Source organism: Haladaptatus cibarius D43 (assembly GCF_000710615.1).
Taxonomy (GTDB): domain Archaea; phylum Halobacteriota; class Halobacteria; order Halobacteriales; family Haladaptataceae; genus Haladaptatus; species Haladaptatus cibarius.
The window spans coordinates 260,213-280,986 of record NZ_JDTH01000002.1; the positions used below are offsets into that span (position 1 = coordinate 260,213).

The 20,774-nt window shown below is 58.4% G+C and carries 20 protein-coding genes and 1 pseudogene; 12 read left to right on the forward strand and 9 right to left on the reverse strand.

The annotated features are described in order from the left end of the window. Positions 1-19: 19 nt before the first annotated feature. The 8 genes from HL45_RS06525 to HL45_RS06560 all read left to right on the forward strand — a co-directional run bounded on the left by HL45_RS06525 (position 20) and on the right by HL45_RS06560 (position 6,337). A complete protein-coding gene (locus tag HL45_RS06525; protein ID WP_049970339.1) occupies positions 20-373 on the forward strand; it encodes a DUF7344 domain-containing protein in 354 nt (117 codons plus the stop codon). A gap of 86 nt (positions 374-459) precedes the next feature. Continuing rightward, positions 460-765, forward strand: coding sequence for a HalOD1 output domain-containing protein (locus HL45_RS06530; protein ID WP_049970340.1), 306 nt, complete (start codon positions 460-462; stop codon positions 763-765). Positions 766-847: 82 nt separating this feature from the next. After that, positions 848-1,135 (forward strand): DUF6498-containing protein, encoded by a 288-nt coding sequence (locus HL45_RS21890; RefSeq protein WP_368085937.1) that lies wholly within the window; start codon positions 848-850, stop codon positions 1,133-1,135. A gap of 785 nt (positions 1,136-1,920) precedes the next feature. After that, positions 1,921-3,654 (forward strand): TraB/GumN family protein, encoded by a 1,734-nt coding sequence (locus HL45_RS06540; protein ID WP_049970342.1) that lies wholly within the window; start codon positions 1,921-1,923, stop codon positions 3,652-3,654. Beyond that, on the forward strand, positions 3,651-4,292 hold the full coding sequence (locus tag HL45_RS06545) for a zinc metalloprotease (protein WP_049970343.1): 642 nt from the start codon (positions 3,651-3,653) through the stop codon (positions 4,290-4,292). Before HL45_RS06540 ends, HL45_RS06545 begins: the two co-directional genes overlap by 4 nt. 62 nt (positions 4,293-4,354) lie before the next feature. After that, entirely contained in the window at positions 4,355-5,362 is a 1,008-nt protein-coding gene (gene purM, locus HL45_RS06550; RefSeq protein ID WP_049970344.1) for a phosphoribosylformylglycinamidine cyclo-ligase, read from the forward strand. Between the two features lie 130 nt (positions 5,363-5,492). After that, complete coding sequence (locus HL45_RS06555; RefSeq protein ID WP_049970345.1) at positions 5,493-5,693, forward strand: hypothetical protein; 201 nt, start codon at positions 5,493-5,495, stop codon at positions 5,691-5,693. 41 nt (positions 5,694-5,734) lie between these two features. After that, positions 5,735-6,337: a hypothetical protein gene (locus HL45_RS06560; RefSeq protein ID WP_049970346.1), complete on the forward strand. Its 603-nt coding sequence runs from the start codon at positions 5,735-5,737 to the stop codon at positions 6,335-6,337. On the opposite strand, the pseudogene HL45_RS06565 reads toward HL45_RS06560, so the two are convergent. From HL45_RS06565 to HL45_RS06595, 6 genes and pseudogenes are all read right to left on the reverse strand, one after another. Then, positions 6,334-7,116, reverse strand: a pseudogene (locus HL45_RS06565) (low temperature requirement protein A). The gene HL45_RS06560 and the pseudogene HL45_RS06565 overlap by 4 nt on opposite strands. A gap of 102 nt (positions 7,117-7,218) precedes the next feature. After that, positions 7,219-7,758 carry a CBS domain-containing protein gene (locus tag HL45_RS06575; protein ID WP_049970349.1) on the reverse strand — a complete coding sequence of 180 codons (540 nt, stop codon included), beginning with the start codon at positions 7,756-7,758 and terminating at the stop codon, positions 7,219-7,221. 38 nt (positions 7,759-7,796) lie between these two features. Continuing rightward, positions 7,797-8,174, reverse strand: a complete 378-nt coding sequence (locus HL45_RS06580) for a DUF555 domain-containing protein (RefSeq protein ID WP_049970350.1) — start codon at positions 8,172-8,174, stop codon at positions 7,797-7,799. Positions 8,175-8,251: 77 nt separating this feature from the next. Next, on the reverse strand, positions 8,252-8,749 hold the full coding sequence (locus tag HL45_RS06585) for a GNAT family N-acetyltransferase (RefSeq protein WP_233274704.1): 498 nt from the start codon (positions 8,747-8,749) through the stop codon (positions 8,252-8,254). A gap of 135 nt (positions 8,750-8,884) precedes the next feature. Further along, positions 8,885-9,145: a hypothetical protein gene (locus HL45_RS06590; protein WP_049971924.1), complete on the reverse strand. Its 261-nt coding sequence runs from the start codon at positions 9,143-9,145 to the stop codon at positions 8,885-8,887. 132 nt (positions 9,146-9,277) lie between these two features. After that, entirely contained in the window at positions 9,278-9,811 is a 534-nt protein-coding gene (locus tag HL45_RS06595; RefSeq protein WP_049970352.1) for an Rrf2 family transcriptional regulator, read from the reverse strand. Positions 9,812-9,961: 150 nt separating this feature from the next. Between HL45_RS06595 and rocF the strand changes: the two genes are divergently transcribed. Beyond that, positions 9,962-10,882: an arginase gene (gene rocF, locus HL45_RS06600; RefSeq protein WP_049970353.1), complete on the forward strand. Its 921-nt coding sequence runs from the start codon at positions 9,962-9,964 to the stop codon at positions 10,880-10,882. Positions 10,883-11,227: 345 nt separating this feature from the next. On the opposite strand, the gene gyrA is transcribed toward rocF, so the two are convergent. After that, a complete protein-coding gene (gyrA, locus tag HL45_RS06605) occupies positions 11,228-13,768 on the reverse strand; it encodes a DNA gyrase subunit A (RefSeq protein ID WP_049970354.1) in 2,541 nt (846 codons plus the stop codon). Further along, positions 13,765-15,681 carry a DNA topoisomerase (ATP-hydrolyzing) subunit B gene (gene gyrB, locus HL45_RS06610; RefSeq protein WP_049970355.1) on the reverse strand — a complete coding sequence of 639 codons (1,917 nt, stop codon included), beginning with the start codon at positions 15,679-15,681 and terminating at the stop codon, positions 13,765-13,767. The genes gyrA and gyrB overlap by 4 nt, the downstream gene beginning before the upstream one ends. A gap of 379 nt (positions 15,682-16,060) precedes the next feature. On the opposite strand from gyrB, the gene HL45_RS06615 reads away from it, so the two are divergent. The 3 genes from HL45_RS06615 to HL45_RS06625 all read left to right on the forward strand — a co-directional run bounded on the left by HL45_RS06615 (position 16,061) and on the right by HL45_RS06625 (position 19,839). After that, on the forward strand, positions 16,061-18,472 hold the full coding sequence (locus HL45_RS06615; RefSeq protein ID WP_049970356.1) for a DNA topoisomerase VI subunit B: 2,412 nt from the start codon (positions 16,061-16,063) through the stop codon (positions 18,470-18,472). Continuing rightward, on the forward strand, positions 18,469-19,560 hold the full coding sequence (locus HL45_RS06620) for a DNA topoisomerase IV subunit A (RefSeq protein WP_049970357.1): 1,092 nt from the start codon (positions 18,469-18,471) through the stop codon (positions 19,558-19,560). The genes HL45_RS06615 and HL45_RS06620 overlap by 4 nt, the downstream gene beginning before the upstream one ends. 66 nt (positions 19,561-19,626) lie before the next feature. After that, positions 19,627-19,839, forward strand: coding sequence for a hypothetical protein (locus HL45_RS06625; protein WP_233274705.1), 213 nt, complete (start codon positions 19,627-19,629; stop codon positions 19,837-19,839). A 32-nt stretch (positions 19,840-19,871) separates the two neighbouring features. Here the strand turns inward: HL45_RS06625 and HL45_RS06630 are convergent, their stop codons facing one another. Continuing rightward, the gene (locus tag HL45_RS06630) at positions 19,872-20,747 is read right to left on the reverse strand and encodes a zinc ribbon domain-containing protein (RefSeq protein WP_084156816.1); all 876 of its coding nucleotides are present in this window, start codon (positions 20,745-20,747) and stop codon (positions 19,872-19,874) included. Positions 20,748-20,774: the final 27 nt, after the last annotated feature.

Consider the following 20,774-nt stretch of genomic DNA (forward strand, 5'->3'; position numbering starts at 1 on the left):
GCTCAATGCCGTCCGGTGGATGGTTTCTACCGTGCCATCCGACACACTCCCTGAAACCGACGCTGACGCGAATCGGCTCAAAACGACCGCTTCGTCCTCCCTGAACGGGCTTTTTAGAGCTTGTTCCGACCAGATGCGCCGAGAAACGCTGGTCGTCCTGCGGACGAAAAACGGCCCAATCTCGCTGTCCGAACTCGCACGCACGATAGACGAAGACACCGAGCAGGCACGCATGTCGCTCGTCCACGTTCATCTGCCGATGTTGGATGCACTCGGACTTGTTCACTGGAATCGAGAACGCGAATCCGTGGAATTCGCTACCGTTCCGCGAGAGTTTCGTGGCCTGCTCGCTACTATCGAACGCGAGCGATAGTGATATTTTTCACACAGAACCCCACTCCTACTTAAAGACTCAACTATTGAACGCATAGTTGGATAGGAACTCCTGTGGTACTCCCGATGAGCGTGAACCAAACCGTGCTACGAGAAGAACCAGAACCAGTCGCCTCGGCCCAATATTCGTGGGGCGGCGAAATGACACTCGTCCATACCATCGTCGAAACACTCGCGTCGGCGACCGGACAATCCCCCGAAGACCTCCCGCCACTCCACAACGCCGTCGATGTCGATGCCCTCGAATCGATTTTCGGCCCCCGCGGAAACGGCCAGCATCGCGCCGTTACGGGCGAAATATCGTTCCTCATCGAGGAACACGAAGTCGTCGTGAAAAGCCACGGTCGCGTCCTCGTCCGCTCTGCTGAGTAACTTGGAAATTTTGATTGTCGGGGAGTGTTGGGTACGTGTTTAGCCGTGATTGTGGATACGGAATCTGGAAGTGTCGTCTATGATGAATGGAAGAAATCCGGGCAATCTCCCGTCTGTCCTGTGTATCGTTCTGGTCAATCTACTGCTAATTCCTTTTGCGACTATCTTTGACTGGGAGAACGGTGAGTTACTGTTCGTCTACCTGATTCAAAACATACTGGTTATTGTGCTCTACAGCGGATTTATCGCGTTTGCAACGAAAGAACCCAGACTAAATGAGTACAGTCCACGAGCAGTGCTCATTCCATTCGTTTCTACGCGTTCTGGCTGGACACAGATAGTCAACTGGCTCCCGCCAATCAATTACTGAAACATTCAGTTTATAGCGTGGCCTCTCTTGTTCGGACTGGCATTTTGGCAAGTTGTTGGAACACTATTTACTGATTTGTCCGACCTTGACCCTCTGATTGAGGGAGGTCCCAATACACCCGTCGAAAGCTACGTAGATGTTGTCACTGCTGCTGCCTCTTTTGAGGCAATTATAATTGCAGTGTTGATTTTCGGACTGTTATGTGCGCTTATTTGCCGTGATTTCTTTGGACAAGAACAGTACGAACGCTTTTCAGCACCCGAACTGACAGAGATTCCAATTCGGATTGGATTGTATTGGTTTGTTACAATAATTTTCACACACGTCGTGATCATTCTCACAGCACCCTTTTATCGCCTTTTTCGACGTACCAATGTACAGTGGATTCAGAGTCGTCGCGTTATTTTTAACGATGAAAGTTCTGCTCGAATGGGAACTCATTACGATTCAAAGGGGAGAGAACCCGAGCAAAATTGTTTACTGGTTCACACTCTTTTGGTCTGGCCCGCAAAAACCCGATGATGCTCAGACCTAATCGTGACTCGACCCTCCCTATCGAAACAGCGCAAATTAGTCTTCGTTGTGACCTCCTCTCTCCACTCCTTTGTCACAACTCTCAATAGCGTGGCGACTGTCGCCTGTGTCACAACCGCATTCACGAATCAACACGAGTATCCCAAAAGCCAAATCCACACGTTTCTATGAAATATCATGTCCAATTGCTCTCGTGAAAAAATTGCCGCGTCACCGATAACGGTAAAAACGGAGGGTGAGTAGCGTCACTGATGACCGAACAGGACCCACCGCCGTCGCTTGATGGCGAGGGGAGCGTGCGAGTCGTCGGGACTGCCCACGTTTCTGCGAAAAGCGTCGAACGAGTCGAAGAGGCCGTCGAAGAGGAACAACCGGACACGGTCGCTGTCGAACTCGATGAGGGGCGCTACCGGCAGATGCAGGGCGAGATGGCCGACGACTTAGACCCGTCTGATTTGCTCCACGGCAACACCGTCTTTCAGTTTCTCGCGTACTGGATGCTCTCGTATGTGCAGGCCCGAATGGGGGAAGAGTTCGACATTCAACCCGGCGCGGACATGAAAGCCGCCATCGAGGTGGCCGAACGAACCGGGAGCGACGTTGCGCTGGTAGACCGCGACATTCAGATGACCATCCAGCGGTTCTGGGCGCGGATGACCTTCCGCGAGAAGATGCGGATGGTCGGCAGTCTCGCCCTCGGTGTCACAGACCCGATTACCCTCGGGATAGTCGGCGGAGCGATGGCTGGCGTCTTCTTCGCCATGATTTTCGGTCTGTTCGTCGCGCCGATTCTCGGCCTCAGTGAGGCGCTAACACTCGGCGCGGGAGCGGGCGCGTTCCAACTCGTCGGTTCGCTTGCGAGCGGAACGGTTGCGGGACTCGTCCTCGGTTCCCTCGTCCTCTCGTTCGGCCTGACGAGACGGTACGAAATCGCCCTCGGCGGCGGACTTCTGCTCGGGATTACCGGCGGAATTGCGCTCGGGACAGGACTCATCGCAGCGAGCTCGGTTCCCGTCCTCGACGTGGGAATCCTCGAAACCATCGGTTCGGTTTCGATTCGCCTGTTCTCGTCCCTCGTCGTCGGCGTCGGAGCAGGACTCATCCTCGGACTCGCCGGCGGTGTCGTCGTCGGTAGCGGTACGGTCGCGGAAGACGAGTTGGACGAGGAGTTCGACATCGAAGACCTCACCGATGGGGACGTCGTAACCGCGATGATGGAGGAGTTCCGTCGTTTCTCGCCCGGCGGGGCGGAAGCCCTCATCGACGAGCGTGACGCCTTCATCGCACACCGACTCGTTGCGCTTCGAGAGGCAGGCCACCACGTCGTCGCTGTCGTTGGCGCGGGCCACCAAGCCGGAATCGAGGGCTATCTCCGAAATCCGAGCAGCCTGCCGCCGATGGAGTCGTTGGTGGGCACCGAATCGGGACGCCGGTTTTCTTTCTTCAAAATATTCGGCTACCTCGTCACCGTCGTCTTCCTCGCCTTCTTCATCTTGTTGGCGATGGCAGGCGTTCGTAACGAGTTCCTCATCAAGGTGTTCGCCGCGTGGTTCCTGTTCAACGGCATCTTCTCGTTCTCGCTGGCGAAACTCGCGGGCGCTCACTGGGTAAGCGCCCTCGTCGGCGGGGCAATCGCGTGGCTGACGAGCATCAACCCGCTTCTCGCACCGGGGTGGTTCGCGGGTTACATGGAACTCAAATACACCACCGTGAACGTCGCGGACATCGCCCAACTGAACGAAATCATGAGCGACGAGGAAAGCCCGCTCGCGGACATCATGTCCCGGATGCTGGACGTGCCCCTGTTCCGGCTTATCGCCGTCGTCGCCATGACGAACATCGGGAGCATGATTGCGACCTTCCTCTTTCCGTTCGTCGTCCTCCCGATTCTCGGTCCCGAAATCGGCGGCGTGGAGGAAATCACCCGACTCATGGTACAGGGCGCACAAAATAGCGCGGACATCATCTGGGAGACACTAACATGAACGTTCGATTTAGCACACACGAAATTCGTGACCTGCTCATCGCGTGGGTCGCACTTGGTATCGCATTCGCCCTGTTTCTCCAGCCGAGTCTGGTGCAATCGTTGCTGCAACCCGGCGGCGGCGCTTCGCCCGGAACGTTCGTCAGGGCGCTCGGTATTTCGCTTCTCACGGCGGGTGTCGGATTCCTTCTGCACGAACTCGCGCACAAGGTGGTAGCAATTCGGTTCGGCCAAGTCGCGGAGTTCCGCGCCGATTACGGCATGCTGTTTCTCGCCATCGCCAGCGCGCTCGCTGGGTTCCTGTTCGCCGCGCCCGGCGCGGTGTACCACCGCGGGATGGCGACGGAGCGGGAGAACGGACTCATCGCGCTGGCTGGCCCGGTGACGAACGTCGTGCTCGGTGCCGTGTTCTTCCCGATTTACTTTTTGACACAGGATAGTAGCACGTTCATCGCCCTCGTCGGCCACCTCGGCGTGCAGATTAACTTCCTGCTCGCGGGATTCAACATGCTTCCGTGGGGGCCGCTCGACGGAAAGAAAGTCCAGAGTTGGAGTACAATCGTCTTCGTCGGAACGTTCGTTCCGTTTGCCGTTCTCGCGGTGTTCGCGCTGTTCGGCATGGGATTCCCGCGGTTCTGACTTTTCGCAGATCGGGATTTCAGAACGGCACACCTTTACTCACCCAGTGCGCGGATTCCACCATGAGCGAGGAGGCGGAACGCGATGAGGAGAAACGCGAGGAGGAAGCGGAACTGACCTACGCGGATGCGGGTGTCGACATCGATGCCAGCGAAGCGGCGACGGCGGCCCTCGTCGGCGCAGTCTCGGACATCGACAACACGACCGACTACGCAGGCTTGCTCGACATCGGCGACCAGTATCTCGCGCTGGCGACCGACGGCGTCGGGACGAAACTGCTCGTCGCGGAAGCGTTGGGAGACTACTCGACCGTCGGCATCGACTGCATCGCCATGAACGCGAACGACCTCGTGGCGAGCGGCGTCGAACCCGTCGCCTTCGTGGACTATTTGGCAGTAGACGAACCGAGCGAGGAGTTCTCGAAACAGGTCGGCGAAGGACTGTCCGCAGGAGCAAACGAAGCGAACATGGCTCTCGTCGGCGGAGAAACCGCGGTCATGCCCGACGTGATTTCCGGCCTCGACCTCGCGGGTGCCTGCGCCGGACTCGCACCGAAAGACGCCATCTTCCCCGGGGAGGCGGAAGTCGGCGACGTGCTGGTCGGCTTCGAATCCAGCGGCGTCCACTCCAATGGCCTGACGCTGGCCCGAAAGGCGGCGACGAAAAATCACGACTACACGGACGACTTCCCGCTTGGCGAGGGGACTGTTGGCGAACGGCTCCTCGAACCGACGCGCCTCTACACCTATCTCCTTCCCGAACTCCGCGCACGTGACGTTCACGCTGCGGCCCACGTTACCGGCGGCGGATGGACGAACCTCCTTCGAATGGGCGACTATCGCTACGAAATCACCGACCCCTTCCCGGCACAGTCCGTTTTCGAGTTCATCCAATCGGAGGGCAACGTCTCGGACGAGGAGATGCACCGAACCTTCAACATGGGAACCGGGTTCGTCGTCGCCCTGCCCGAGTCGGAAGCCGAATCGTTGGCCGAAGAAACTGACGGGGAAATTATCGGGACGGTTTCGCAGGGCGAAACCGTCGAAATCCGTGGCCTGAGTCTGGAATAGCTGATACCGGTTTTTACCGACTTTGATGTGGCCGAACGATTCCGACTCCATCGTCGCCGAGTATATAGAAATTTTATTATTGTTTTAAATCTACAATAACATTATACTATTCCAACTTGTTCCGTCTCACATGGCCCTCCAAGAAGTGCACATTTCGAGAGGTCGGTGTCCGAAGGCCGACGGAACGGCGAAAAACCACACGCTCCGGACTGGTTCTGCGGTGCGAGTCGAAGGGGAGGAAGCACGGCAGATAATCTGGGCAAAATGCGAGTGTGGCTGGTGTGACATTCGGCGCGTGCAGACGGAGTCGGTCGAGTATCTGAACGACTGAGACGCAGAAAACTTATTCTCGGTGAGAGGACATTCGGCAGTATGACTGATTGGAATCGTCGTTCGATTCTCGCGGTGGTTGGCGCTGTTGTTTCGACTGCCGGGTGTGTGAGTGACCTCGGTGGAAAGACAACTACGACACCACCCCAGACTGAACCGACCCAAACCGCAACCACCACGAAAGCGACGAGCGAAACAACAACTGAAGAAACGACGCTGGGCGACTGGTGGGTCAAAGCGTCGAAGGAACCGAATCCGGATCACTCCATTTCTCTGTGGAATCGCGGTGACGAACAGCAGACCGTCCGTGTCCGTGTCGTCAGGAGAGCGACCGACGAAACGGTTTTCGACGAGCGTTATGACATCGGGTGCGGTGGCGTTCGCCGGACGCTGTACAATCTAAAAGACGCGAATCCGGAGGGTGTCGAAGGTTTCAGTATCTGTGCCGAGTTCGTCGAATCGGCAGGAACGCGAACGACGACCGGGAATCAGTCGGAAACGAAACAGACGACAGCCAGCGACTCGGACGCGACCGAATCACAGTCGCGGGGTTGCGTTTCGATTAGTACGAACGAATGCTATGGCGACGTGGATCTCATTATCACCGAGGAGGGTTCCATCGACGCGACCTACGCTATCTGTTAAATTCGAAATTCGCGGCGATACTCCGAATACGCCGTTTCGAATACCGCGAGCGCGACGAACAGCACCGTCAAACTGGCCAGTGCGTAGAGAGCAGGAACAACCACAGCCAGCGGAATCAGCAGACTCGAAGCGACCGCCGCAATCGTGCGCGGGACGCTGATACTGCCGTGGTCACGGTATCGATAGGCGTTGTGTCCGGTGAGATAGAGCGTTCCGCCGCCACAGAGCGCGACGGCGGGGATAAGGCGAAGCGGGTCGCTCACGTGTGCGAGCGTCTGCTCGATGCCGAGGGCGATGAAAACGATGCCGCCAATCATCAGCAAGTGGATGTAGCTGTACGAATCCCGCGCCAACACCGCGCGCTCGTGGCCGTGCGTCGAGGCGAGTCGCCGTTCGGCGGCGAGCGTGATGTAGTCGAAATACAGCCACCACAGCGTTGCGATGAGGACGAATCCAGAAAAGACGGCGAGGACGCCGTCCGCGTCGAGAGTGAGATTGGTCGCGCCGACGCCAATCGCCACGATTGACTCGCCCAATGCGATGATGATGATGAGTCAGTGGCGCTCCACGAAGTGGCTGGCTCGGACGTAAAACCCCTCGACGCCGCGGAAGCGCGCGACACCGTAATCCACGACGATGGCGAGAATCCACAGAACGCTTTCCAGTGGATTTCCAACGAATCCAGCCAGGACGAGAAGCAGAGGCGCACCCAAAAATCCGGCTGCAAGTCGAAGCACTGCGTCTCGCGTTTCCGGTGGCGTGATAAGACCGTAGAGCATATCAATGGATAGGTCACTCGTGATGCGTCGCTGCTGTCATGCTATCAAAACACAATCAAAAAAAAGAAACTGTAACCGAAACCGCGACACCCGTGCTTCGAATTACGACAGTCGCGCCGTAATGTCGGCCTCGGTGACGATACCGACGGTTTCGCCTTCTTGGGTTACCATCACTGCCTTGTAGTGGTCGAGCAGATTGCTGAGTTCGTTCAACGTTGCCGACTTCGAAACGGTCGGGAAACTCTCGCTCATGAACTCGCGGACATCTTCGTCCCGCGCGTCTTCATCGACGTGAACGAGGTCGCTTTCACTGATGGAGCCGACGGGGACACCGTCTTTGATGACCGCGAGTTGGGAGTAGCCCGCGTCCTGCATCTTCTTTACCGCCGCGCTGACCGGGTCGGTCGGCGCAACGTGAACCACGTCTTCGTGCATCAGGTCGCTCGCCCGGACGATGTCGCCCTCGGACTCCTCCAACGCGTTGACGATTCGCCGGAGCGTCGAGAGTCGAGGGTCAACATCGCCGCCTTCGATTCGGGCGATGAGCGGCTGTGAGACGCCTGCCCGGTTCGCCAATTCGCTTTGAGTCAGACCGAGGTCGGTTCTGCGTTCCCGGAGGTCTTGGGGTGTCGGGAGTTCCATACGCCGAATTACTACCGGTTATGCGATAAATCGTTCGACTATTCGGCGGCACCGAAGTCGATGTCGTCTTCGTCCTCGAACTCGATGGTTTCGACCACCGAAAGCGGGACGTCGCGGAGCGCGCCGCCGATTTCGCTTTTGGCGATTCGTTGGGCGTGTTCCTCGCTGTCGGCGTTGAACACTTTCATTTCGAGGACGAGGCCGACGAGTGCGGTGTGGGCCGCGATGAACGCCGAATCGAACGGTTCGCCACAGGCCGGACATCCCGTCGCGCCGACTTCGACTTCGACGTAGTCCATGTTCTTCTGGTTCAGTCGTTTGCCCGCTTCGCTGACCGCAACGCCGATTGCGTCGTCGATGTCGCCGACGTCGCGTACCAACCATGCCGCTTCCATCGCAACGAGATAATTGCTCATACGTCATCCGAGACGCCGGAGGGTTTCGTGTCTTTTGGTTTCCCGGTCGAAATCGGCGTCACTGCTGGTTTTCGAAGTTACAGATCTTTCGTCATCTCGACACAGGCGAGTTCGACGCCACCCGTCGTCTCGTGAGAAATCGTCTCGACCCGCTCGTATCCAGCCTGTTCGTAGAAGGGAACGGCGTTCAGCGAAGCGCGGAGCGAGAGCGAGTCGATGTTTTTCGCCACCGCCTTCGATTCGAGGTGGGAGAGCAGTGCAGAGCCGACCCCGTCGCGGCCGAAGTCGGGGTGAACGTACACGGCATCGACGACGGCGTTTCCGTAGTCGAGACGGCCAAATCCGGCGATTTGGCCGTCTACCTCCGCGACGACGATGTGTTCGAACTCGTTCCGTACCGATTCCCGGTACGGCGCACTCCCGAGCGGTTTGGTCGCCCACGCTTCGACCTGTTCGTTACGATAGCGTTCGGAGCCGAATTCTCGAATCGAGGCGACGTGAAGGTCGAGAATCGATTTCGCGTCGGCTTCGGTGGCGGGACGAATCGACGGCATAGCAACAGAAACGGCGGCCATGACCGTAACCCCATCGGGGAACTAGTTGGAGGCCATCGGTTTTCGGCGGGTGACAACCGGTTTGCGACCGACTGCTCGCGGCCCGTCGCTCGCCAGTCGATTCGGCTACCGTCGATTCAGCCACGCCGCATTCGACTACGCTACGATGGAGTAGGTGAACAGAAATCCGAAATACACCAGAACGAGCACTGCGAGCACCTTGAGACGGAACAGTCGCATCTCTTCGGTTTCCTCCTCGTAGGCCTCGTGGAAGGCACTCACTTCGTCGTCGGTCAGTTCGTTGCCGTGTTCCAGTCCGCGGTGGAGGATGAGGTACTCCTCGTGGCTAAACGGTTGGCCACAGTACGAACACTCGTGGGTCGATGCTCCCGGTGGAACGGAGGTTTGAGTTGTCATCGGTTCTAACTGCTGTCGTTCGATTGCGAGGCTATGCCTGTACTGTTCATACGACCGTCTTCCGATAATAGCTTTTGACATCGGGCGGCAAGCGCGCGAGCGTCGAAATTCGAAGACGAACCGTGCGGGGAGTTAGTGGTCCGACTGTTCGGCGGGCGCTTCCATTCCCGACAGTTTCAGGATGAGGATGTTTCGGGTGTCGTCTTTTCCGTCAACGATGCCTTTCACGACGAGTTTCGAGAGGGGCGTCGGCCCGACCGTCACTTCGTCGCCCTCGTGGAAATCACGAACCGACCCACGAAGGTGAATCTCGGCGCGACAGAGTTCGGGGTGGTGAACGCTGTTTAAGTCGATCTCTTCGACGTTACCCTCTTCTACTACCTCGCCGTTCTGCCGGAGCGGAACCTCGGCGGCGCTGTCCAACTGCTGGATGTCGAGCGCTTCGAAGGCGGTTGCCGTCGGTTTGTAGCCACCTTTCGGCCCGGGGACACCTTCGACAAGTTGGAGGGCCTTGAGGCTCTGCATCTGATTTCGAATCGTACCAGGGTTGCGGTCTACTTCTTCGGCGATGTCCTCGCCTTTGACCGCATCTTCGGCTTCTCTGTGGAGGTTTACGAGTGCCGTCAGTATCGTCTCCTGACTTGGCGTCAACTCTATACTCGACATTAGATGAATCTTGGTAATAGATTTCCTTAAACCCGACGAATATGCTGGGAGAATCGTGGTACACGGTACCTCTGTCTGGATAGTTGTAAACGCACCGTCTGTCGAACGAAATGGCGGGTTTTGAAACCCCCTCGAAACGTCGTCTCCTCTATGACGAACCCCGTCCAGATTATCGGCGCACCTGTGGACTATGGCGCGAACCGACGTGGCGTGGACATGGGTCCATCCGCGATTCGCTACGCCGGACTCGCAGACCAACTCGCAGGCGCTGACGTGACCGCTATCGACTCCGGTGATTTGCCCGTCCCCCGTGCCGAAGAACGCGACCCGGAAACCGAAGAACCGGCGGAGGGCAAAGCGAAATTCCTCCGCGAAACCGCCGACGTGTGTACCCGCCTCGCGGACGAAGTCGCGGACGCAATCGACGACGATTCGTTCCCACTCGTCCTCGGTGGCGACCACTCCATCGCCATGGGTTCCCTCCGCGGGTCGGCCCGCGACGCCGAAATCGGTGCCATCTGGTTCGACGCCCACAGCGACTTCAACACGCCGAAAACCTCCCCGAGCGGAAACGTTCACGGAATGCCGCTCGCTGGCGCACTCGGTGTCGAGGATTTCGCCGACACCGAATGGGCCAACGCACCCGGCCTCTCCGAGGAAAACGTCGTCCTCGTCGGCCTCCGAAGCGTCGATGAATCCGAAACCAAGGCAATTCACAACAGCGACGTGACCACCTACACGATGTCCGACATCGACGAGCGCGGTATCACCGACATCGTGGACGAAGCCCTCGACATCGCCACGGACGGCGTTGACGGCATCCACGTCAGTTTCGATCTGGACTGGCTCGACCCCAAGGAAGCACCCGGCGTCGGAACGCCGGTTCGCGGCGGCGCAAGCTACCGTGAAGCCCACTCGGCCCTCGAAATCGTCGCCGAGCGCGACGAAAACGAGGGCGTCCTGCGCTCGCTCGAACTCGTGGAAGTGAACCCGATTCTGGACGAACACAACGAAACCGCCGAATTGGCGACCGAACTCGCGGCGAGTGCGTTGGGGAAGCGTATTCTCTAGCCACGACCTTTTACGACGGTCGCGGTCGGGCGGGCAAATAACCGTCATCTGCCCGCCTGACGGTTCCCTGTGAAAGCTCGACCAAAAGCACTCCTCTTCCCCTCAGTCGCGTCTTCGACGCTCCTTCGAGGGATTCGTCGGCCCGCTCGCTCGTCGCGTTGCTCCTCGCTCGCGGAGAGTATGCTAACCGCTGGCGGTTGTGTAAACTGCCGATTTTTGTGGTTGTGACTATTCGCGTTGTTCGGCAGTTGTGTAGATTCCGTAAAACGACAGATGAGTCGCCTGCCGAGAATCGGCAGGCGACTCAGTTTCTCGTTCCGCAAAAAATCGGTGTGCGTGTTGCCGCTACTCTTCGCTAACTTCCGCTTTTACTGCTTCGGCAGTCTCTTCGTCTTCGTCAACTGCATCGTCGCTTTCGTCCACACTTTCCACTTTTGCGGCTTCTTCCTCGGCAACTCGACTCGGAATCACGTCTACACTGGCCACGCGGTCGTCTACATCCACGTCCATCACGGTGACGCCCATCGTGTTCCGGCCGACTTCCGAGATGTCCTCGGCGCGGATTCGCATGATTTGTCCGGCCTCGCTCATCAGCACGAGTTCGTCGTCCTCGGCGACGCTTTTTACGGAGGTTACCGAGCCGTTTCGGTCGCCCGTTTTGATATCGATGAGTCCCTTTCCGTTGCGGGATTGCCGACGGTACTCCGTGAGTTTTGTTTGTTTGCCGTACCCTCGGCAGGTGACGGTGAGTAGATCGTGGACTTCGCCATCGGAGGCGACCATGCCGACGACTTCGTCGTCACCTTCGAGGTTGATACCGCGGACACCCCGGGTGTTGCGGCCCATCGCGCGCGCTTCAGTTTCGTCGAATCGGATGGTCATGCCGTGTTTCGTGCCGACGAGGAGGTCTTTCGACCCGTTCGTGACCGCCACGTCCACGAGTTCGTCGCCGTCTTCGAGTCGGGCCGCGATGATTCCCGTCGAGAGGATGTTCTCGAAGTCGCTTGCATCAGTGCGCTTGACGTAGCCCTGTCGGGTAATCATGCTCAGACATTCATCCTCCTCGAATTCGTCGGTGGTGACGACTGCCGTGATGTCCTCGCCCTTGTCCAAGTCGATGAGGTTGATGGCGGATTTCCCGCGCGCAGTGCGCGACATTTCCGGAATCTCGTAGGTTTTCAGGCGGTAGACCTGCCCGTGATTCGTGAAACAGAGCAGATAGTCGTGGGTGTTCGCACGGAACACCTTCGAAATCCGGTCGCCCTCTTTCACGTCAGCGCCGATGATTCCTTTGCCGCCGCGACCCTGCGCGTCGAAGTTGGCGACGGGCATGCGCTTTACGTAATCCTGTTCCGTGACGACGACGAACACGTCCTCCTCGGCGATGAGGTCTTCGCGGGTGACTTCCGAAGTGTCCTCCACGATTTTCGTGCGCCGGTCGTCGGCGTAGTCGTCGCGCATCTCCACCAGTTCCTCTTTGACGACGGAGAGCAGTTCCGACTCGTCGCCGAGGATGGTTTCGAGGCGCTCGATTCGTGCCGTAACGCCCTCGTACTCCGATTCGATTTCCTCGGATTCGAGCGAGGTGAGACTCCCGAGTTGCATCCGAACGATGTGTTCAGCCTGCTTTTCCGAGAAGTCGAACGTCTCTTGAAGTCCCGACCGTGCGCCGTCTCGGTCGTCCGACCCCCGGATGAGTTCGACCACGTCGTCGATGTGGTCGAGCGCACGCAGTCGCCCTTCGAGGATGTGTGCGCGCTCTTCGGCTTCGTCCAACTCGTACTCGCTCCGACGCCGAACCACGTCTTTGCGGTGGTCAACGTAATGCTGGAGCAGTTCTTTGAGCGTCAGCACCTTCGGCTGGCCATCGACCAGCGCGAGCGAGATGATGCTGAACGTGCGTTCGAGGCGGTGGTCGAGCAGTTGATTCTCGACCACTTCCGGAATCGCGTTCTGTTTGAGTTCCACGACGACGCGAATCCCGTCGCGGTCGGATTCGTCGCGCAGGTCGCGGATACCCTCGATAGTACCGTCGTTGACGAGGTTGGCGATTCGCTCGATGAGTCGCGCCTTGTTCGTCTGGAACGGGAGCTCCGTGATGACGATTCGGTCGTCCTGCACCTCGTATTCAGCCCGCACCCGAAGTCGGCCTCGGCCGGTTTTGTACGCCTGATGGATGTCGTTCCGGCCGACGATATTCGCGCCCGTCGGGAAGTCCGGCCCTTTGACGTACTCCATCAGGTCTTCGACGGTCGCCTCGGGGTTGTCGATGAGTTCGACGGTGGCGTCGATGACCTCGCCGAGGTTGTGCGGCGGAATGTTGGTGGACATCCCGACCGCAATCCCGGACGACCCGTTGACGAGCAGATTCGGAATCGCCGACGGCAGGACTTCCGGTTCCTGCAAGCGGTCGTCGTAGTTGGATTTGAACTCCACCGTATCCATCTCGATGTCGTCCAACAGTTCCTCGGCGATGGAGGCCATCCGCGCCTCCGTATAACGCATCGCGGCCGGTGGGTCGCCGTCCACGCTCCCGAAGTTCCCTTGTCCATCGATGAGCGGATTGCGCATCGAGAACTCTTGGGCCATGCGTGCGAGGGCGTCGTAGATGGACTGGTCGCCGTGCGGGTGGAAGTCGCCCATCGTATCCCCAACGATGTTCGAGGATTTGCGGTGACCCGAACCGCTCGTTACGCCCGACCGGTGCATCGCGTAGAGGATGCGGCGATGGACGGGTTTCAGACCGTCACGCACGTCTGGAAGGGCGCGACCCGCGATGACCGACATCGCGTAGTCGATGTAGCTCTGTTCCATCTCGTCCTCGACGCGGACGGTCTGGACGCGCTCTGCAACGTCGTCAGGTACGTCTGGTATGTCCGAACTCATATGTCAACCCACTCCGCCTCGTTGGCGTGGTCTTGGATGAACTGTTTTCGCGGTCCGACGGCATCGCCCATCAGCACCGAGAACATCTTGTCCGCGGCGGCGGCGTCTTCGATGGTAATCCGTTTCAGGATACGATTTTCGGGGTTCATGGTCGTCTCCCACAACTGCTCGGGATTCATCTCGCCGAGGCCCTTGAATCGCTGAACCTGCGAGGGATTGCCGTCGCATTTTTCCGCCACGATTCGGTCGCGTTCTTCTTCGGTCATCGCGTCGTAGGTTTCGCCGCGGTAGCGAACGCGGTAAAGCGGCGGTTGGGCGGCGTAGACGTAGCCCGCTTCCAACAGCGGTCGCATATACCGGTAGAGGAGCGTGAGGTACAGCGTTCGAATGTGCGCGCCGTCCACGTCAGCGTCTGTCATGATGATGATTTTGTGGTAGCGCGTCTCCTCTAAGTCGAACTCCTCGCCGACGCCGGAACCGATTGCGGTGATGAAATCCCGAATCTTCTCGTTTTCGAGCACCCGGTCGAGGCGGTGTTTCTCGACGTTCAGCACTTTGCCGAACAGCGGAAGGATCGCTTGGAATTTTCGGTCGCGGGCCTGTTTTGCCGACCCACCTGCGGAGTCGCCCTCGACGATGAACAACTCGGATTTGGTCGGGTCGCGCGACTGACAGTCCGCGAGTTTGCCGGGGAGCGCGCTTGATTCGAGCGCGCTCTTCCGGCGCGTGAGTTCTTCGGCCTTCTTCGCGGCTTTTCGGGCTTTTGCGGCCTCGACGGCCTTCCGGATGATGGCCTGTGCCGTGTCCGGATGTTCCTCGAAGTACACCGACAGTCCCTCGTGAACCGCGCTTTCTACGATTCCGCGAACTTCGCTGTTGCCGAGTTTCGTCTTGGTCTGCCCCTCGAACTGCGGGTCTGGGTGCTTGACGGAGATGACCGCGGTCAACCCTTCGCGGATGTCCTCACCGCGAAGGTTCTCGTCGATATCGGAGAGCAAGTCGTTCTCATTAGCATAGTCATTGACTACTCGCGTGAGGGCGGTTTTGAACCCAGTCAGGTGCGACCCACCTTCGCGGGTGTTGATATTGTTGGCGAAGGCGTGAATCGAGCCTTGGAGTTCGTCCGTGGCCTGCATCGCCACCTCAACCTGAATGTTGTCGGCCTCGTCCTCGAAGTAGATGACTTCGTTGTGGAGCGACGTTTTCGTCTCGTTCAGGTACTCGACGAACTCTCGGATACCGCCGTCGTAGTGGAACGTGTCGCCTTTTTCCTCGTCGCGTTCGTCGCCGAGATTGATTTCGACGCCGGAGTTGAGGAAGGCGAGTTCTCGAAGGCGGTTTTCGAGCGTCGAGTATTTGAAATCGGTCGTCTCGAAGATGTCCGTGTCGGGCCAGAATCGGATTTCGGTGCCCGTCTCCTCGTCTCCTTCGAGGTCACGAACGCGTTCCATCTCGCCGTCGGGTTCGCCGCGTTCGAACTCCTGTTGCCAGACGCCGCCGTCGCGTTTCACTTCGACTTCGAGTCTGCCGGAGAGAGCATTCACCACGGAGATACCGACGCCGTGGAGGCCGCCCGACACCTGATAGGATTTGTTGTCGAACTTCCCGCCAGCGTGGAGGACGGTCAGAATGACTTCGAGGGCGGGCATGTCGTACTCCTCGTGGTGGTCCACAGGAATCCCGCGTCCGTCGTCAGCGATGCTGACGGAGTTGTCCTCGTGAATCGTCACGTCGATGGTGTCACAGTACCCGGCCAACGCCTCGTCGATCGAGTTGTCTACCACTTCGAAGACGAGGTGGTGTAACCCGCGAGTGTCGGTAGAACCGATATACATCGCCGGGCGTTTTCGAACGGCCTGAAGCCCTTCGAGAACCTGAATCTGCCCGGCACTATACTCATTTCCGTCGCTCATAAATTCTGATTTATCGTAGACGCCCCCCACTGATAAAGGTCACGCACGCGCGCGTGTGAGCGACTAAATATAATGCGCCGCTAAGCGGTGCGAAGCGATTGATGAACGGAACCGACTACGTTTCATCGAAATCAGGAAGAAACAGAGATGAACCGTTTTTGCCTGCACGGTACCTTCGTTTTCGTTCTGTTTTTACCGTATGTTCGCCGGTAATCCGGCGAACGGTTCGCTCGGTAGCGCGGTTTAATTGTGGTTACAATTGACGTATCCAACAGTTAACTGGCCGATAACCCACTCTCGCGCCTTCTCCCGACCACTTTCACTTTCACTGAGCCATCGGGGCAGTTTTAACGTTCCCGCCGATAAATACTGGCGAAGAATGCCTTCGATGCAGTCTACGCTCGGCGACGAGGGGATCGCCGAAGAGTTGGCCGAAAGCCAGCGACAGATCTCCATTGCCGAGTTCTTCGAAAAGAACAAGCACATGCTCGGGTTCGACAGCGGTGCCCGGGGGTTAGTCACCGCTGTCAAAGAGGCCGTTGACAACGCACTCGACGCGACCGAAGAGGCCGGGTTCAAACCCAGCATCTCGGTCGAAATCAAAGAGAGCGGGGATTACTACCGCCTCGTCATCGAGGACAACGGCCCCGGAATCACGAGAGAACAAATTCCAAAAGTGTTCGGGAAACTGCTGTACGGGTCGCGTTTTCACAAACGCGAACAGTCCCGCGGACAGCAGGGAATCGGGATTTCTGCCGCCGTTCTCTACTCGCAGTTGACCAGCGGAAAACCCGCGAAAATCACGAGCAGTACGCCGGGAAGCGACTCCGCGCAGTACTTCGAACTCGTCATCGACACCGACCAGAACGAACCGGAAATTAGGCACGAGGAGGAACAAAACCTCGCCAGAAGTAGCCTGCGACCGACGCACGGCACACATATCGAACTGGAGATGGAAGCGAACATGCGGGCGCGCTCGCAACTCCTTCGCTACATCAAACACACTGCCGTCGTCAATCCGCACGCGGAAATCCGGTTCAAGGAACCGGGAGACGACGAATGGATGGAGTTCGAACGCGACGTGGAGGCAGACCTCCCCGCCGAAACCGAGGAAATCCGCCCGCACCCACACGGCGTCGAACTCGGAACGCTCCTGAAGATGCTGGCCCAGACGGACTCCCACAGCGTCTCTGGATTCCTCCAAACCGAGTTCACCCGCGTCGGGAAGAAAACCGCGGAGAACGTCATCGAGAACTTCCGCGACAACCACTTCGGACGCGAGGCCGCGTGGCGAGCGCCGCAGACACACGAGGACGCCGACGTGAAAACCGCCGTCGAGGATGCGGTGGCGAACAAAGGTGCCGATGCCACCGCCGCGTTTGCCGAGACGATTGCGGAGAAAGTCGCGGACGCCGACCGAATCTCGCACCACCAACTCCGCGCAGTCGTCCAACTTGCAAGCGATGAAACCGAATCGGAGTTCGGCACGTCGTTCGGCAAAACGGTGCAGGAAAACGCGCTCGATGCTGGGTGGAAAGCCATCACGAACGACCGCGTGACCGACCTGTACGAACTCGTGGACGGAGCGACGAGCACCCGGAAGGACGACGAGACGGTTCGCGCCCTCGCCGAGCGAATCGCCGCGAAGTTCGAGAGCGAGGACGGCTACGACCGCGCAACCGCGAAGAAGCTCCGCGAATACGTCGCCCGCGCGGGGGACATGACCGAGGAGCGCGAGGAAGTGACAATCGGCGAAACCGCCCGCGAAAACGTCTTCGACGCGATTTGGGATTCGATGGTGACGGTTCCCGACGAAGCGCCGAAAATAAAAGCAATCGCCGATAGTCGCGACACCGCGAGCGAACTCTTAGACGCGATGAAGCAGACGGACATCATCTCGCCGCCGACCAACTGTCTGTCGCCCATTACGGCGAACCTCGTGGAAGCCGGATTGCGCAAGGAGTACGACGCAGACTTCTACGCCGCGGCGACCCGTGACGCCGACGTTCACGGCGGCGACCCGTTCATCGTGGAGGCCGGAATCGCCTACGGCGGCGAACTCAAAGCCGAAGGCTCCGCAGAACTGCTTCGCTTCGCAAACCGCGTTCCGCTCGTCTATCAGCGCGGTGCGTGTGCGACGACCGACGTGGTAAAATCCATCGGCTGGCGGAACTACAATCTCGACCAACCCGGCGGACGCGGCGTCCCGAACGGGCCAGTCGTCATCATGGTTCACGTCGCGTCCACGAACGTTCCGTTCACGAGCGAATCGAAGGACGCGGTTGCCAACGTTCCGGCAATCGAGGACGAAATCGAGTTGGCGATTCGGGAGGCCGCCCGCGAACTCAAATCCTACCTCAACAAGCGCCAGTCGCTCAAAAAGCGCCAGAAGAAACAAAGCGTCATCGCAACCATCCTGCCCGAGATGGCCCAAAAGCTCTCGGACGTAACTGGCAACGACGAACTCGACATCGGTGACTCGCTGGCGCGTATCATGAACAACGTGCTGGTCGAGCGGGAAGTCGAGGACGGAACTGTCTCGCTCATTGTGGAGAACCACTCCGGGACGAACGAGTCGCCGAAGATGACCGAAATCGTGGCGACAAAGCCCGAAAACCTCTCGGACGGTGCAACTGCCGTCGCGATGGACGACGAGTGGTTCGTGACGTGGGAGCCGACCGTTAAGAGCGGTGAGGAAGCCGTCTTGGAATACCAAATCGACGGTGACGTATCGTTCGACCGAGTGACGGTCGAGGGAATCGAAGACGAACGACTGACCAACAACACATGAGCGCAGACGACAACACCGAAGCCCAACGGAAACTCATCGACCTCGCCGCGGAGTTTTACGACCAGTTCGCGGGGGGACAGATTCCGGAGATGTCCATCCCGACCCGGACGAAAAGCAACATCGAATACGACGAAGACGAACGCGTGTGGGTCTATGGCGACCGCAAAAGTACTCGGAGCGCGAACAGCGTCCGCGGGGCGCGGAAACTGCTGAAGGCGGTCTACACCATCGACTTCCTCTCGAACCAGTTGGAAGAAGACCGTTCTTCGACCCTTCGTGAGTTGTACTACCTCTCCGAATCGTGGGACGCGAAAGAGGCGCAGTTTTCAGACCAAGACGAGTCGAACCAACTCATCGAGGACTTAGAAATCGTCTCGGACGTAACCCGCGAGGATTTCCACATGCGCCCGGAGGAGTCGGGTGCGACCCTCATGGGGCCGCTTTTCCTCCGCGAGCAAACTCGCAGGGGCGAGCGCGACATCCACTGTCAGGAGGACGTGGGCGAAGGTGGCTACCAGATTCCGAACAATCCGGACACTATCGAGTTTCTCGACCACGACGCGGATTTCATCCTCTGCGTGGAAACCGGTGGTATGCGCGACCGGTTGGTGGAAAACGGCTTCGACGACGAACATAACGCCCTTATCGTCCACCTGAAAGGACAGCCAGCGCGGGCGACTCGTCGCATTACGCGCCGATTGCATCAGGAACTCGACCTGCCGGTCACCGTCTTCACTGACGGTGACCCGTGGAGTTACCGCATTTACGGTTCCGTCGCCTACGGTTCCATCAAAAGCGCGCACTTAAGCGACTATCTCGCCACGCCCGACGCGAAGTTCATCGGCGTCCAACCGGCGGACATCGTGGAGTACGACCTGCCAACAGACCCTCTGAGCGATTCGGACAAAAACGCGCTCGAAAGCGAACTCGACGACCCACGCTACCAGACCGACTACTGGAAAGAACAGATAGAGCTTCAGCTCGAAATCGAGAAAAAGTCCGAACAGCAGGCGCTCGCCTCGCACGGACTCGATTTCGTGACCGAAACCTATCTTCCCGAGCGACTAAGCGAGATGGGAATCATCTAAGCGTACCACTAGTTGATTTCTACTCACACCACAATATTTTATTGCACTGGACTATCAGAATTTATCATGTCCATAGCGAACGTACTCTCCTCAATGAGTAAATGGCTGAACCTGAAGCTGACCGGCATCGGGGCGATGGTGTTCGCGGTGATTTGGGTGCTCACCAACTACTCGATAAACGTCTCGAATCCGCTGTTGTCCGAACTCGCGGGGTTCGCTGCAATCGGTTTGGCGATACTCGCGGTTGCTGACGCGCTGAACGGCGGTATTTCGGACTGAGATGTCGAACAGTCATCGGACGACCGAGTTCGCTATGCGAACTCGGATTCGAAATCGAACTCGGAATCAAATTCGGTTTCGGCGGGCTTGACATCGCCGCTGGCACACGACCGACAGTATTTGTTTTCACCTTTGTTCACCGTTGTAACGGGCATTCCGGCGAAGTATTCCTTCTCGCTGAACGTTCGTTCGACGCCGGTTCCGACCGGCCCGGAACAGACGGTACACGGAGCGGTCGGTTTCGAGACGACTTTCTCGTCCGTGGAGCGGACGGTGCCGAACGTAGTAAGCGATTTGAACCCCGGAACGTGCTGTGGCGCGAGCAAGAGCAAAATCAACCCGAGGATGAAGAAGACGGCCCCGAAGAGCAGGGCTCCCGCCCCGAAATTAGTCAACATGATAATAAGTCCCAGAACCGTAGCGAAAAAGCCGAGCACTGAACTCACGACGAATGCGGCGGCCGTTTGCAGCGTCCAGTCGGTCGAAAAGCCGGATTCGTCCATGAACTGCTCTCCTCCATCTTCTCGGAGTTCGATGCGGTCGGCACCCGGTGAGTAGTTGTACCACGCATAGAGGAGATTGCCGACTGGCGTGGTAAACAGGAGGAGGAGAATGTGGACGGGAATCGAACCGAACTTTCGGCGTATCATCACGACGCGGTCGCCGTAATCGTGTTTCACCTCCCATCCTTCGACCGTGAGGTCTTGGATACGGCGGCGAAATTCGGGGCGACGACTCTTCACGTCCGACCCGCGGTCGCGTCGAGAGATGCCATCGAGCGTGGATTGGAAATCGAACCCAGTGGAACCCGTTTCGACTGCGGTTCCGCACTGCGAGCAGAAGGATGCCCCGGGGGTGAGCGCCGCACCGCAGTGCGCACAGAAGTTGGAGGAACGTCGGGGACTCATACGAAAAACGTGTTCACCAGCTACCAA

Coding starts and splice junctions, on each gene's coding strand:
- HL45_RS06615 (WP_049970356.1), top strand. CDS start 16,061: ATGCCTTCGATGCAGTCTACGCTCGGCGACGAGGGGATCGCCGAAGAG.
- HL45_RS06620 (WP_049970357.1), top strand. CDS start 18,469: ATGAGCGCAGACGACAACACCGAAGCCCAACGGAAACTCATCGACCTC.
- HL45_RS06580 (WP_049970350.1), bottom strand. CDS start 8,174: ATGAGCAATTATCTCGTTGCGATGGAAGCGGCATGGTTGGTACGCGAC.
- HL45_RS06545 (WP_049970343.1), top strand. CDS start 3,651: ATGAACGTTCGATTTAGCACACACGAAATTCGTGACCTGCTCATCGCG.
- HL45_RS06555 (WP_049970345.1), top strand. CDS start 5,493: ATGGCCCTCCAAGAAGTGCACATTTCGAGAGGTCGGTGTCCGAAGGCC.
- HL45_RS06525 (WP_049970339.1), top strand. CDS start 20: ATGGTTTCTACCGTGCCATCCGACACACTCCCTGAAACCGACGCTGAC.
- gyrB (WP_049970355.1), bottom strand. CDS start 15,681: ATGAGCGACGGAAATGAGTATAGTGCCGGGCAGATTCAGGTTCTCGAA.
- HL45_RS06575 (WP_049970349.1), bottom strand. CDS start 7,758: ATGGAACTCCCGACACCCCAAGACCTCCGGGAACGCAGAACCGACCTC.
- rocF (WP_049970353.1), top strand. CDS start 9,962: ATGACGAACCCCGTCCAGATTATCGGCGCACCTGTGGACTATGGCGCG.
- purM (WP_049970344.1), top strand. CDS start 4,355: ATGAGCGAGGAGGCGGAACGCGATGAGGAGAAACGCGAGGAGGAAGCG.
- HL45_RS06560 (WP_049970346.1), top strand. CDS start 5,735: ATGACTGATTGGAATCGTCGTTCGATTCTCGCGGTGGTTGGCGCTGTT.
- HL45_RS06595 (WP_049970352.1), bottom strand. CDS start 9,811: ATGTCGAGTATAGAGTTGACGCCAAGTCAGGAGACGATACTGACGGCA.
- gyrA (WP_049970354.1), bottom strand. CDS start 13,768: ATGAGTTCGGACATACCAGACGTACCTGACGACGTTGCAGAGCGCGTC.
- HL45_RS06630 (WP_084156816.1), bottom strand. CDS start 20,747: ATGAGTCCCCGACGTTCCTCCAACTTCTGTGCGCACTGCGGTGCGGCG.
- HL45_RS06625 (WP_233274705.1), top strand. CDS start 19,627: ATGTCCATAGCGAACGTACTCTCCTCAATGAGTAAATGGCTGAACCTG.
- HL45_RS21890 (WP_368085937.1), top strand. CDS start 848: ATGAATGGAAGAAATCCGGGCAATCTCCCGTCTGTCCTGTGTATCGTT.
- HL45_RS06590 (WP_049971924.1), bottom strand. CDS start 9,145: ATGACAACTCAAACCTCCGTTCCACCGGGAGCATCGACCCACGAGTGT.
- HL45_RS06530 (WP_049970340.1), top strand. CDS start 460: ATGAGCGTGAACCAAACCGTGCTACGAGAAGAACCAGAACCAGTCGCC.
- HL45_RS06585 (WP_233274704.1), bottom strand. CDS start 8,749: ATGGCCGCCGTTTCTGTTGCTATGCCGTCGATTCGTCCCGCCACCGAA.
- HL45_RS06540 (WP_049970342.1), top strand. CDS start 1,921: ATGACCGAACAGGACCCACCGCCGTCGCTTGATGGCGAGGGGAGCGTG.